The 14,377-nt window shown below is 42.7% G+C and carries 10 protein-coding genes; all 10 read left to right on the forward strand.

All coding sequences use genetic code 11. From position 1 onward, the window contains the following. Window positions 1–32 precede the first annotated feature (32 nt). The 10 genes from rplJ (at window position 33) to tuf (ending at window position 14,209) form a co-directional block, all read left to right on the forward strand. Window positions 33–530: a 50S ribosomal protein L10 gene (gene rplJ, locus ABE65_RS00545; RefSeq protein ID WP_066285506.1), complete on the forward strand. Its 498-nt coding sequence runs from the start codon at window positions 33–35 to the stop codon at window positions 528–530. A gap of 47 nt (window positions 531–577) precedes the next feature. Next, window positions 578–943 (forward strand): 50S ribosomal protein L7/L12, encoded by a 366-nt coding sequence (gene rplL, locus ABE65_RS00550; protein WP_066237995.1) that lies wholly within the window; start codon window positions 578–580, stop codon window positions 941–943. Between the two features lie 324 nt (window positions 944–1,267). Then, window positions 1,268–1,870, forward strand: a complete 603-nt coding sequence (locus tag ABE65_RS00555; protein WP_066390638.1) for a class I SAM-dependent methyltransferase — start codon at window positions 1,268–1,270, stop codon at window positions 1,868–1,870. A gap of 291 nt (window positions 1,871–2,161) precedes the next feature. Continuing rightward, window positions 2,162–5,704: a DNA-directed RNA polymerase subunit beta gene (gene rpoB / locus ABE65_RS00560; protein WP_066390648.1), complete on the forward strand. Its 3,543-nt coding sequence runs from the start codon at window positions 2,162–2,164 to the stop codon at window positions 5,702–5,704. 29 nt (window positions 5,705–5,733) lie between these two features. Beyond that, window positions 5,734–9,357, forward strand: a complete 3,624-nt coding sequence (gene rpoC, locus ABE65_RS00565) for a DNA-directed RNA polymerase subunit beta' (RefSeq protein WP_066390649.1) — start codon at window positions 5,734–5,736, stop codon at window positions 9,355–9,357. 84 nt (window positions 9,358–9,441) lie between these two features. Next, window positions 9,442–9,690: a 50S ribosomal protein L7ae-like protein gene (locus tag ABE65_RS00570; RefSeq protein ID WP_066390650.1), complete on the forward strand. Its 249-nt coding sequence runs from the start codon at window positions 9,442–9,444 to the stop codon at window positions 9,688–9,690. Window positions 9,691–9,806: 116 nt separating this feature from the next. After that, complete coding sequence (rpsL, locus tag ABE65_RS00575; protein ID WP_066390653.1) at window positions 9,807–10,229, forward strand: 30S ribosomal protein S12; 423 nt, start codon at window positions 9,807–9,809, stop codon at window positions 10,227–10,229. 45 nt (window positions 10,230–10,274) lie between these two features. Further along, window positions 10,275–10,745: a 30S ribosomal protein S7 gene (gene rpsG / locus ABE65_RS00580; RefSeq protein ID WP_066237973.1), complete on the forward strand. Its 471-nt coding sequence runs from the start codon at window positions 10,275–10,277 to the stop codon at window positions 10,743–10,745. Between the two features lie 78 nt (window positions 10,746–10,823). Then, window positions 10,824–12,902: an elongation factor G gene (fusA, locus tag ABE65_RS00585; RefSeq protein WP_066390663.1), complete on the forward strand. Its 2,079-nt coding sequence runs from the start codon at window positions 10,824–10,826 to the stop codon at window positions 12,900–12,902. Window positions 12,903–13,018: 116 nt separating this feature from the next. Beyond that, window positions 13,019–14,209 carry an elongation factor Tu gene (gene tuf, locus ABE65_RS00590; protein ID WP_066390665.1) on the forward strand — a complete coding sequence of 397 codons (1,191 nt, stop codon included), beginning with the start codon at window positions 13,019–13,021 and terminating at the stop codon, window positions 14,207–14,209. Window positions 14,210–14,377: the final 168 nt, after the last annotated feature.

Genomic DNA, 14,377 nt, shown 5'->3' on the forward strand with positions numbered 1-14,377 from the left:
GGTGATGCAATCATTTTACAGGAGGTGTAATAATGAGCAGCATTTTAGAAACAAAAAAGCAGTTAGTATCCACTATTTCTGAGAAAATCAAAAATAGCCAATCAACAATCCTTGTTGACTACCGTGGTCTTACTGTTTCTGAGGTTACTGAACTTCGTAAGTCACTACGTGATGCTGGCATCGAGTTTAAAGTTTACAAAAACTCAATGGTAGTTCGCGCAGCTGAAGAAAACGACCTTAACCTATCAGAACACTTAACTGGTCCTACAGCGATCGCATTCTCGAATGAAGATGTTGTAGCTCCTGCTAAGATTCTTAACGACTTCGCTAAGAAACACGAAGCGCTTGAGATCAAAGCTGGTGTAATCGAAGGACGTATCGCGTCTCTAGAAGAAGTGAAAGCTCTTGCTGAACTTCCATCAAGAGAAGGTCTTCTTTCTATGGTACTCAGCGTGCTTCAAGCACCTATCCGCAACTTTGCGTTGGCTACTAAAGCCGTTGCAGAACAAAAAGAAGAACAAGGCGCATAAGTCTTATCTTCAACCAATAACTTACATTCCATAAGGAGGAAATTATAATGTCTAAAGAGCAAATCATTGAAAGCTTAAAAACAATGACTGTTTTAGAGCTTAACGACCTAGTAAAAGCAATCGAAGAAGAGTTTGGTGTAACTGCTGCTGCTCCTGTAGCTGTAGCTGGTGGAGCTGCTGGTGGAGACGCTGCTGCTGAACAAACTGAATTCGACGTAATTCTTGCAAGCGGTGGAGCTTCAAAAATTAAAGTTATCAAAGTTGTTCGTGAACTTACAGGTCTTGGCCTTAAAGAAGCGAAAGAACTTGTTGACGGTGCTCCTAAGCCAGTTAAAGAAGGCGTATCTAAAGACGAAGCTGAAGAAATCAAAGCTAAACTTGAAGAAGTTGGAGCTTCTGTTGAAGTTAAGTAATTCAAAAGAAAAGGTTCGCCCGATGGCGGACCTTTTTGTTTGTTTCGCTTAATTTTTTAGAAGGCTTTCTTCTAGAAGAGTGTTGCAATTCTCGTCTTATGCAAGTTGATTGAAATGCAAGGTGCGAGACTCCTACGGGACGAGTGGTCAGGTGGAGACTCCTAATGGCGCGAAGCGGCAGGAGGCTCACCGGACGCCCCGTGGAAAGCGAGCAACCTGGAGTGGAAATCAACTACTCACACGAGCATCTTTATAGATAGACCGTTAAAGAAATTTGGAACGGGAATACTGTCTTTATCAGAAGGTAAGGAGAGTTTTAAGACAATGAAAAACCACTATTACTCTGAAACACCTGGTACAGAAAGTAAACGAGAAACATGGGATTTTTTATTAAACGGCGAAAAATTTCGTTTTACGACAGATGCTGGTGTCTTTTCAAAAAAAGAAGTAGATTTTGGCAGTCGCGTTTTAATAGAGTCCTTTGTACCTCCAGAAGTATCTGGTGATTATATAGATGTAGGATGCGGATACGGACCGATCGGACTTTCGCTTGCTAGAGCGGAACAAGATCGTGTTGTTCAAATGGTGGATATCAATGAAAGAGCAGTTGAGCTTGCTAAACTGAACGCAGATAAGAACAAGGTAGATAACGTTAAGATCTATAAAAGTTACTTGTTTGCAGAAGTGAAGGATGAAGAGTTCGCTGCTGTTATCACAAATCCGCCGATTCGTGCAGGTAAGTCAGTTGTTCATCAAATTTTTGAAGAAGCTTATCACAAACTTTGCGTTGGTGGCGAGTTGTGGGTAGTTATTCAAAAGAAACAAGGTGCACCATCTGCTATGGATAAAATGGAACAATTATTTGGTCAAGTTGAAACGGTTGCTAAGAAAAAAGGCTACTTTATTTTACGTGCAATAAAAGTTTGACTTGATAAATCCCGTATGTTAGTATTATAAAATGCCAATGGATTCGCATTTTGCTGCTTATTTTTCGTGGTAAGCGAAAAAACGTTGATAAATCAACGTTTTTTACTCATGTTTAGACGTATAGAATGCGAAAAAGTTGGACAAAATTATATAATAGCTTTTATCAAAATAGGAAAACTGCGGTTTTAAAAATATGAAACCCTTTTTCTTTTTGTTTTCTAACCTTCTTAATAGAATGTTAGATAGAAATATGATACACGAAAAAAACGCTGGATTTGAGGGGTGAAGCAGTTGACAGGTCAACTAGTTCAGTTTGGACGCCACCGCCAACGAAGAAGTTATGCAAGGATTAGCGAAGTGCTTGAATTACCAAACTTAATTGAAATTCAAACCGCTTCCTATCAATGGTTTCTTGATGAGGGGTTACGTGAAATGTTCCGAGACATTTCGCCGATTGAAGATTTTACAGGGAACCTCGTTTTAGAGTTTATTGATTATAACTTAGGTGAGCCGAAGTATCCTGTAGATGAATCAAAAGAGCGCGATGTTACTTACGCTGCTCCGCTTCGTGTGAAAGTGCGTCTGATCAATAAAGAGACGGGCGAAGTAAAAGAGCAGGAAGTATTTATGGGAGATTTCCCGTTAATGACAGATACGGGAACCTTTGTGATCAACGGGGCAGAGCGTGTAATTGTATCACAGCTCGTTCGTTCACCAAGTGTTTACTATAGTGAGAAAATCGACAAAAACGGTAAAAAAGGTTTTACCGCTACTGTCATTCCAAACCGCGGTGCTTGGCTGGAGTTCGAAACAGATGCTAAGGACGTAGTTTATGTGCGTATTGACCGCACAAGAAAAATCCCTATTACCGTATTGCTTCGTGCTTTAGGGTTTGGGTCTGATCAAGAAATCATTGATTTGCTTGGAGAAGACGAGTATCTTCGCAACACGCTAGATAAGGATAATACAGAAGGAACAGAAAAAGCCCTTCTCGAAATCTATGAGCGTCTTCGTCCGGGAGAGCCTCCAACAGTAGATAATGCAAAAAGTTTATTAGATTCTAGGTTCTTTGATCCTAAACGCTATGACTTAGCTAACGTTGGACGCTATAAAATCAATAAAAAGCTTCATATAAAGAATCGTCTCTTCAACCAAAAACTAGCTGAAACGCTTGTTGATGCTGAAACTGGTGAAGTGATCGCTGAAGAAGGTACGCTTCTTGACCGTAGAACGCTAGATAAGATTATCCCTGCTCTTGAGAGTGGTGTAGGCTTTAAAACCGTAACACCAGCAGGAGGAGTGGCTGAAGATCAGGATATCGCTCTTCAATCTATCAAAATCTATGCGCCTGATGATCAAGAGGGTGAAAGAATCATTAATGTTATCGGAAACGGACTTGTTGATAAAGAAGTTAAAAACATCACAGTTTCTGACATTATCGCTTCTATTAACTACTTCTTCAACTTGTTGCATCAAGTAGGTACTACAGATGATATTGACCATCTTGGAAACCGTCGTCTACGTTCTGTTGGTGAGCTTCTTCAAAACCAATTCAGAATCGGACTTTCCAGAATGGAACGTGTTGTGCGTGAGCGTATGTCGATTCAAGACACAAACGCGATCACACCACAAGCGTTGATCAACATTCGTCCTGTAATTGCCTCTATTAAAGAGTTCTTCGGAAGCTCTCAGCTTTCACAGTTCATGGATCAAACGAACCCGTTAGCAGAATTGACGCACAAACGTCGTCTATCAGCATTAGGGCCAGGTGGTCTTACACGTGAACGTGCAGGCTTTGAAGTTCGTGACGTTCACTACTCTCACTACGGTCGTATGTGTCCGATTGAGACGCCAGAGGGTCCGAACATCGGTTTGATCAACTCACTTTCTTCTTACGCAAAAGTGAACCAATATGGATTTATCGAAACACCGTACCGTCGGGTTGATCCTGAAACAGGTCGTGTAACGAGCCGCATTGATTACTTGACTGCTGATGAAGAAGATTTATACGTAGTTGCACAGGCGAACTCGATCTTAGGTGATAACGGAGAGTTCATGAACGAAGACGTAATCGCACGTTTCCGTGGAGATAACACTGTTGTTAAACGCGAACGCATCGATTATATGGATGTATCGCCGAAACAGGTAGTATCTGCTGCGACAGCTTGTATTCCGTTCTTAGAGAATGATGACTCCAACCGTGCCCTAATGGGAGCGAACATGCAACGTCAGGCTGTACCTCTACTTGTTCCTGAATCACCAATCGTTGGTACAGGAATGGAGCACGTTTCAGCAAAAGACTCCGGAGCTGCAGTTATCTGTAAGCACGAAGGAATTGTTGAACGCGTTACTGCTAAACAAGTTCAAGTACGCCGCATTAAAGAAGTAGATGGCAAGGAAGTTTCAGGCGACCTTGACACTTACAACATGCTTAAGTTTATTCGTTCCAACCAAGGAACGTGTTATAACCAGCGTCCGATCGTAAGCACAGGAAACCGCGTGACAAAAGGAGAAATCTTAGCGGATGGACCTTCAATGGAACTAGGTGAACTTGCATTAGGTCGTAACGTTCTTGTTGCCTTCATGACTTGGGAAGGTTACAACTACGAGGATGCTGTTATCATGAGTGAGCGTCTTGTTAAAGACGACGTTTATACTTCGATCCATATTGAAGAGTATGAATCAGAAGCGCGTGATACGAAACTCGGACCGGAAGAAATCACTCGTGATATTCCAAACGTCGGAGAAGATGCATTGCGCAACCTGGACGAACGCGGAATCATCCGTGTTGGTGCGGAAGTTAAAGATGGAGATATCTTAGTTGGTAAAGTAACGCCTAAGGGTGTAACTGAATTAACAGCTGAAGAACGTCTATTACATGCGATCTTCGGTGAAAAAGCTCGTGAAGTCCGCGATACATCATTGCGTGTACCTCACGGTGGAGATGGAATCATCCTTGACGTTAAAGTGTTTAACCGTGAAGATGGCGATGAACTACCTCCAGGTGTGAATCAACTCGTTCGAGCATATATCGTGCAAAAACGTAAGATTCATGAAGGAGATAAGATGGCCGGCCGTCACGGAAACAAGGGTGTAATTTCTAAAATTATGCCTGAAGAAGATATGCCTTATCTTCCAGATGGAACACCAGTTGACATCATGTTAAACCCACTAGGGGTACCTTCTCGTATGAACATCGGGCAGGTATTGGAGCTTCACCTTGGAATGGCTGCTCGTCAGCTAGGCATTCATGTCGCTACACCGGTATTCGATGGAGCGCGTGAGGAAGATGTTTGGTCTACTATCGAAGAAGCAGGAATGGCTCGCGATGGTAAAACGGTACTTTATGATGGACGTACAGGTGCTGCGTTTGATAACCGTGTATCAGTTGGGGTTATGTATATGATCAAACTGGCTCACATGGTCGATGACAAGCTACATGCTCGTTCAACTGGACCTTACTCACTTGTTACACAACAGCCTCTTGGTGGTAAAGCACAATTTGGAGGTCAGCGTTTCGGTGAGATGGAAGTATGGGCGCTCGAAGCATATGGTGCTGCATACACACTACAGGAAATTCTTACGGTTAAATCCGATGATGTTGTCGGCCGTGTGAAAACGTATGAAGCCATCGTTAAAGGTGAAAACGTTCCTGAACCAGGTGTTCCAGAATCATTTAAAGTATTGATCAAAGAACTTCAATCTCTTGGAATGGACGTTAAAATCTGTTCTGGAGATGACAAGGAAATTGAAATGAGAGAGCTTGATGATGAAGACGATCAGGCAAGCGAGAAATTAAATCTAAATCTTGAGTCTTACACTTCGAATGACTAAAACAGGATATCAAAAGGGAGGTACGCTCCTTGATAGACGTAAATAATTTTGAATATATGAAAATTGGTCTTGCTTCACCGGACAAAATCCGGTCGTGGTCAAGAGGGGAAGTAAAAAAACCTGAAACAATCAACTACCGTACACTTAAGCCTGAAAAAGACGGCTTGTTCTGTGAAAGAATTTTCGGTCCTACAAAAGACTGGGAATGTCATTGCGGAAAGTATAAGCGCGTCCGTTATAAAGGCGTGGTTTGTGACCGTTGTGGTGTTGAAGTAACAAGAGCTAAAGTTCGACGTGACCGTATGGGTCACATCGAGCTTGCTGCTCCTGTGTCTCACATTTGGTACTTCAAAGGTATCCCAAGCCGTATGGGTCTTGTTTTGGATATGTCTCCAAGAGCATTAGAAGAAGTAATCTATTTTGCTTCATACGTTGTTACTGATACAGGAGATACTCCTCTTGAGAAGAAACAACTGCTTTCAGAGAAGGAATACCGCACATACCGTGAAAAGTATGGAAAAGGTTTCACTGCACAAATGGGTGCAGAAGCGATCAAACGTCTTTTAGAAGACATCGATGCTGAAAAAGAAGTAGAGATGTTAAAAGAAGAGCTTAAAACAGCACAAGGTCAACGCCGTACACGTGCGATTAAGCGTTTAGAAGTACTAGAAGCATTCCGTCACTCGGGCAACCATGCTGATTGGATGATTCTAGAAGTGCTTCCGGTTATTCCACCGGAATTGCGTCCTATGGTTCAGCTTGATGGTGGACGTTTTGCCACATCTGATCTTAACGACCTTTACCGTCGTGTTATCAACCGTAACAACCGTTTGAAGCGTCTATTAGACCTAGGTGCTCCTAACATTATCGTTCAAAATGAAAAACGTATGCTTCAAGAAGCAGTCGATGCATTAATCGATAATGGTCGTCGTGGCCGTCCGGTTACTGGACCAGGAAATCGTCCGTTAAAATCACTTTCACACATGCTGAAAGGGAAACAAGGTCGTTTCCGTCAAAACTTGCTAGGTAAACGTGTTGACTACTCTGGACGTTCGGTTATCGTAGTAGGTCCGAACTTAAAGATGTACCAATGTGGTCTTCCTAAAGAGATGGCACTTGAGCTCTTTAAACCATTTGTTATGAAAGAGCTAGTTTCAAAAGGTCTTGCACACAACATCAAGAGTGCAAAACGCAAAGTAGAGCGCGTTCAGCCAGAAGTTTGGGATGTTTTAGAAGAAGTTATTCGTGAACACCCAGTTCTACTAAACCGTGCACCTACACTTCACAGACTTGGTATCCAAGCATTCGAACCTACGCTTGTAGAAGGTCGTGCAATCCGTCTTCACCCGCTCGTATGTACAGCTTACAACGCTGACTTTGACGGTGACCAAATGGCGGTCCACGTTCCTTTATCTGCTGAAGCACAAGCAGAGGCTCGTATCTTAATGCTAGCTGCACAAAACATCTTGAACCCGAAAGATGGTAAGCCAGTAGTTACACCATCACAGGATATGGTTTTAGGTAACTATTACCTAACTCTTGAACGTGAAGGAGCTATTGGTGAAGGGTCTGTATTTAAAGATATCAACGAAGCGATCATCGCTTATGAAAATGGATTCGTGCACTTGCATTCTCGTATTGCAGTACCGGTATCCAGCTTAAATAAAGAAACTTTCACAGATGAACAGCAATCTAAGCTTCTTATGACGACAGTAGGTAAGTTGTTATTCAACGAGATCCTGCCTCCGTCATTCCCTTACATTAACGAACCGACTACGACGAACCTTCAAGTGGAAACACCTGAAAAGTACTTCTTAGATCCGGCTGCCAATGTAAAAGAAGAAATTCAGAAGCATGAGGAAATTGTTCCATTTAAGAAAGGAATCCTAGGTAAGATTATCGCGGAAGTATTCAAACGCTTTAAGATTACTGAAACGTCTAAGATGCTTGACCGCATGAAGGACTTAGGATTTAAATATTCTACGCGCGCTGGTATCACGATCGGTGTATCCGATATCGTTGTATTACCTGAAAAGCAAGAGATCCTTGCTGTAGCCGAAGAAAAAGTAGTTAACGTTACAAAGCAATTCAGACGTGGTCTAATCACGGAAGAAGAGCGTTATGAGCGTGTAATCAATGTTTGGAGTTTGGCGAAAGACGAAATCCAAAACAAATTGATGGGTACACTTGATAAGCGAAACCCAATCTTTATGATGAGTGACTCCGGTGCCCGTGGTAACGCATCTAACTTTACACAGTTAGCTGGTATGCGTGGTCTGATGGCCAACCCGGCTGGTAAAATCATCGAGCTTCCAATCAAATCAAGTTTCCGTGAAGGTCTAACAGTACTCGAGTACTTTATCTCTACTCACGGAGCGCGTAAAGGTCTTGCCGATACAGCCCTTAAAACAGCTGACTCAGGTTACCTTACTCGTCGTTTGGTTGACGTTGCTCAAGATGTTATCGTACGTGAAGATGACTGTGGAACCGACCGTGGCTTAGAAGTTGCAGCTATTAAAGAAGGCAACGAAGTAATCGAACCTCTTCATGAGCGTTTGATCGGTCGTACTGCTTATAAAAAGGTATACCATCCTGAAACAAAAGAACTTCTTGCAGACGTTAATCAGTTGATTACTGAAGACATGGCCGCTCATATTGAAGAAGTAGGCGTGAAAGCAGTAACGATCCGTTCTGTATTTACTTGTGACACTCGTCACGGTGTTTGTAAGAAATGTTATGGACGTAACCTTGCAACAGGCTCTGACGTTGAAGTTGGGGAAGCTGTTGGAATTATCGCTGCTCAATCCATCGGTGAGCCAGGTACACAGCTTACAATGCGTACCTTCCATACAGGTGGGGTAGCAGGAGATGATATCACACAAGGTCTTCCGCGTATCCAAGAATTGTTTGAAGCACGTAACCCGAAAGGTCAAGCGGTTATCTCTGAGCTTGAAGGTACGGTTGTTGGTGTGAACGACAATAAAGATAAGCGTGAAGTAGTCGTTCAAGGTGAAATCGAATCTAGATCTTACACGATTCCTTTCGGCGCCCGCATTAAAGCGGTCGAAGGCGATAAAGTAACTGCCGGTCAAGTATTGACGGAAGGTTCGATCGACCCTAAAGAATTAATTAAAGTACGTGGTGCAGAAGGCGTACAAGAATACCTATTGCGTGAGGTACAGAAAGTTTACCGTATGCAAGGGGTAGAAATCGGAGATAAGCACGTTGAGGTTATGGTTCGCCAGATGCTTCGTAAAGTGCGTATCATCGATTCTGGTGATTCACAAGTACTTCCAGGAGCTCTTATGGATATTCATGCCTTTACGGATGTTAACCGTAGTGTACTTCTTGAAGGTGGAACTCCTGCTACAGGTCGTCCGGTGCTTCTTGGTATTACAAAAGCATCTCTTGAGACAGAATCATTCTTATCTGCTGCATCATTCCAAGAGACAACTCGAGTTCTTACGGATGCTGCCATCAAAGGTAAGCGTGACGAATTACTCGGACTTAAGGAAAATGTTATTATTGGTAAGCTGATCCCGGCTGGAACGGGTATGAACCGTTACAGAAACATTGGAATCAACTCTCCAGTAGTTGAAGATGAGAACAATGAAGAGGCAGAATTGCCTACAGAACTTGTTTCTCAAGATTAATAAATGAAATGTTGACATCGGGAGCGCATCGGTGATATGATTACGGATGTGCTCCTAAGATTTGTTACTTTGGAGGATATTCGTATGTCTTATGAAAAAGTGACACAGGCTTCTGAAATTATCGTAGGTACTAAGCAAACAATCAAAGCTTTACAGAACGGCGAGGTCAAAGAGCTGGTCGTTGCGGATGACGCTGATTTTCGAGTAACGAGCAAAGTTTTGCAGATTGCCGAAGAGAAGCACGTACCGATCGTAAAGGTTGATTCCATGAAAAAGCTTGGAAAAGCATGCGGTATAGATGTCGGGGCCGCAACTGTTGCGATAAAAGGATAAAATTCATGTTTTTGCGATGGGCATCAATATCGCTCCTCTCGCAAAAACTTTCTTTTGTCCTAAAATGAACCACCTGGGTCGGTGGTATTACGAAAAAAGAGAGGAGGAAATACAAAATGCCTACAATTAACCAATTAGTTCGCAAAGGTCGTGTTTCTAAATCAAAGAAATCTGACTCTCCTGCGTTAAACAAAGGTTACAACAGCTTCAAAAAGTCCCAAACTAACGTTTCATCTCCGCAAAAGCGTGGAGTTTGTACACGTGTTGGTACTATGACTCCTAAGAAGCCGAACTCGGCGCTTCGTAAATATGCGCGTGTTCGTCTAACTAACGGAATCGAAGTTACAGCTTACATTCCTGGTATCGGCCACAACCTTCAAGAGCACAGTGTTGTTCTTATCCGTGGAGGACGTGTAAAAGATTTACCGGGGGTACGTTACCACATCGTTCGTGGTGCTCTTGATACGGCTGGTGTTAACAACCGTATGCAAGGTCGTTCTAAATACGGAACGAAGCGTCCAAAGGAAGCTAAGAAGTAATATTTTTAAAATAAACTAAACAACTATCAGAAAGGAGGGGACCACATGCCACGTAAAGGACCTGTTGCTCGTCGTGATGTGTTACCTGATCCAATTTACAAGTCTAAGCTTGTAACTCGTCTAATCAATAAAATTATGATTGACGGTAAGAGAGGGGTAGCTCAAACAATCTTGTACAATGCGTTCGATCTTATTAAAGAACGTACGAACCAAGATCCTATGGAAGTGTTTGAACAAGCTCTTAAAAATATCATGCCAGTTCTTGAAGTTCGTGCTCGCCGTGTTGGTGGAGCTAACTACCAAGTACCAGTTGAAGTTCGCCCAGAGCGTCGTACAACACTAGGACTTCGTTACCTAACGAACTACTCTCGTCTACGCGGAGAAAAGACAATGGAAGAACGTCTTGCGTATGAGATCATGGATGCTGCTAATAACACTGGTGCTTCAGTTAAGAAGCGCGAAGATATGCACAAAATGGCAGAAGCAAACAAAGCGTTTGCTCACTACCGTTGGTAAAATCATAATAGAGACAGTTCTCGGACTGTCTCTAAAACACTATAAAAATTCCTTTTAAAAAGGGAAGGAGAGAAATTCATGGCTAGAGAATTCTCCTTAAAAAATACTCGTAATATCGGTATCATGGCTCACATCGATGCTGGTAAAACAACGACTACTGAACGTGTTCTTTACTATACTGGCCGTATCCACAAAATCGGTGAAACTCATGAAGGAGCTTCACAAATGGACTGGATGGAGCAGGAACAAGAGCGTGGAATCACGATTACTTCCGCTGCTACTACTGCTCAATGGAAAGGTCACCGTGTCAACATCATTGATACACCAGGACACGTAGACTTTACAGTTGAAGTAGAACGTTCATTACGTGTATTAGACGGAGCGGTTGCATTACTTGATGCTCAATCAGGTGTTGAACCACAAACAGAAACAGTTTGGCGTCAAGCGACTACTTACGGGGTACCTCGTGTAGTATTCGTAAACAAAATGGACAAGATCGGTGCGGATTTCTTATACTCCGTAAAAACGATTCATGACCGTCTAGGTGCTAACGCTCACCCGATCCAATTACCGATCGGTGCGGAAGACCAATTCGAAGCAATCATCGACCTTATCGAAATGAAAGCTGTATTCTACGGAAACGACCTTGGTACTGATATCGAAGTTCGTGATATTCCGGAAGAGCACATGCCTTTAGCTGAAGAATACCGTGGGAAACTTATCGAAGCGGTTGCTGAGCTAGATGAAGAAATGATGATGAAGTACTTAGAAGGCGAAGAAATTACGAACGAAGAACTTAAAGCAGGTATCCGTCAAGGAACTTGTAACGTTGAGTTCTACCCAGTAATGTGTGGTTCGGCATTTAAGAACAAAGGTGTTCAGCTTATGCTAGACGCGGTTCTTGATTACCTTCCATCGCCAATCGATGTACCAGCAATTAAAGGTGTACTTCCTGACTCTGAAGAAGAAGTAACTCGTGAATCAAGTGACGAAGCACCATTCTCTGCACTTGCATTTAAAGTTATGACTGACCCTTATGTTGGTAAGTTAACATTCTTCCGTGTGTACTCAGGTACACTAAACTCTGGATCATACGTACAGAACTCTACTAAAGGAAAGCGCGAGCGTGTTGGACGTATCCTTCAAATGCACGCAAACTCCCGTGAAGAGATCTCTATCGTATACGCTGGAGATATCGCAGCTGCTGTAGGTCTTAAAGACACTACAACTGGTGATACACTTTGTGATGAAAAGAACCTTGTTATCTTAGAATCCATGGTATTCCCAGAGCCAGTTATCTCACTATCTATCGAGCCGAAGTCTAAAGCAGACCAAGACAAGATGGGTATGGCGCTTGCTAAGCTAGCTGAAGAAGATCCAACATTCCGTACTGAAACAAACGAAGAAACTGGACAAACGATCATCGCAGGTATGGGTGAGCTTCACCTTGATATCCTAGTTGACCGTATGCGCCGTGAATTCAAGGTAGAAGCTAACGTGGGTGCTCCTCAGGTTGCTTACCGTGAAACAATTCGCCAAGCTGCTAAAGTCGAAGGTAAATTCGTTCGTCAGTCCGGTGGTCGTGGACAATACGGTCACGTTTGGATTGAATTCGAGCCAGGTGATGAAGGATCTGGATTCGTATTTGAAAACAAAATCGTTGGTGGGGCAGTTCCTCGTGAATACATCCCTGCAGTTCAAGCTGGTATCGAAGAATCAATGAAAAACGGAATGCTTGCTGGTTTCCCATTACTTGACCTTAAAGCTCGTATCGTTGATGGATCATACCATGATGTTGACTCCAACGAAATGGCGTTTAAGATTGCCGGTTCAATGGCTCTTAAAAACGCTAAATCAAAGTGTGACCCTGCAATTCTTGAGCCGATCATGAAAGTTGAAGTAACGGTTCCTGAAGAGTACATGGGTGATATCATGGGTGACGTAACTTCTCGTCGTGGACGTGTTGAAGGTATGGAAGCTCGTGGTAACGCACAAATCGTTAAAGCGATGGTTCCACTTGCTGAGATGTTCGGATATGCAACTAGCTTGCGTTCTCGTACACAAGGCCGCGGTACTTACTCAATGCACTTCGATCACTACGAAGAAGTACCTAAGTCAATCTCTGAAGAAATCATCAAAAAATCAACTGGAGCTTAATCTCTTCGGTTGTAAGAAACAACATTTTCATGTAATCTAAAATGGGCAGTACAAACTGTCTGTTTTAAATAAAAAAATCTACTATATGTAAACATATTTAAGGAGGAATCTTTCTCATGGGTAAAGAGAAATTTGATCGTTCCAAAACGCATGCTAACATTGGTACTATCGGTCACGTTGACCATGGTAAAACAACTTTAACAGCTGCTATCACTACTGTTCTTGCTAAGAAAAACGGTAAGGGTGTAGCAATGGCTTATGACCAAATCGACGGTGCTCCAGAAGAGCGCGAACGTGGAATCACAATCTCAACTGCACACGTTGAGTATGAAACTGATTCTCGTCACTATGCACACGTAGACTGCCCAGGACATGCTGACTATGTTAAAAACATGATCACTGGTGCAGCACAAATGGATGGTGGGATCCTAGTAGTATCTGCTGCTGACGGTCCAATGCCACAAACTCGTGAGCACATCCTTCTTTCTCGTCAAGTAGGTGTACCTTACCTTGTTGTATTCATGAACAAGTGTGACATGGTAGACGACGAAGAACTTCTTGAGCTAGTAGAAATGGAAGTTCGTGACCTTCTTTCTGAGTATGACTTCCCAGGAGATGACATTCCTGTAATCAAAGGTTCTGCTCTTAAAGCTCTTGAAGGAGACGCTGATTGGGAAGCTAAAATCTATGAGCTAATGGATGCTGTAGATTCTTATATCCCAACTCCTCCACGTGACACTGAAAAGCCATTCATGATGCCAGTTGAGGATGTATTCTCAATCACTGGTCGTGGTACAGTTGCTACTGGACGTGTTGAGCGTGGTGTAGTAAAAGTTGGTGACGTAGTTGAGATCCTTGGTCTTACTGAAGAGCCAAAATCAACAACTGTAACAGGTGTTGAAATGTTCCGTAAGCTTCTTGACTATGCTGAAGCTGGTGACAACATTGGTGCACTTCTTCGTGGGGTTTCTCGTGAAGATGTTGAGCGTGGACAAGTTCTTGCTAAGCCAGGTACTGTTAAAGCTCACACTAAGTTCAAATCAGAAGTTTATGTTCTTTCAAAAGAAGAGGGTGGACGTCACACTCCATTCTTCTCTAACTACCGTCCTCAGTTCTACTTCCGTACAACTGACGTAACTGGTATCATCCAACTTCCTGAAGGCGTAGAAATGGTTATGCCTGGAGATAACGTTGAGATGACTGTAGAACTAATCGCTCCAATCGCTATCGAAGAAGGAACTAAGTTCTCTATTCGTGAAGGTGGACGTACAGTTGGTGCAGGCGTAGTTGCAACAATCACTGAGTAATCTTATTACTCTTTTATAAAAACACTCTCCTTTTGGAGGGTGTTTTTTTTGTGTGTGAAATGACGTTATAGCGCACTTCAGGTGAAAACAGATCGGTTACAGGTGGTGAACTCGTTATAATAGGTGGTCAAACCTATTTAGAGGTGAAAAATCATCATTTACAGGTGA

The sequence above is a fragment of the Fictibacillus phosphorivorans genome, from assembly GCF_001629705.1.
Lineage (GTDB): Bacteria > Bacillota > Bacilli > Bacillales > Fictibacillaceae > Fictibacillus > Fictibacillus phosphorivorans_A.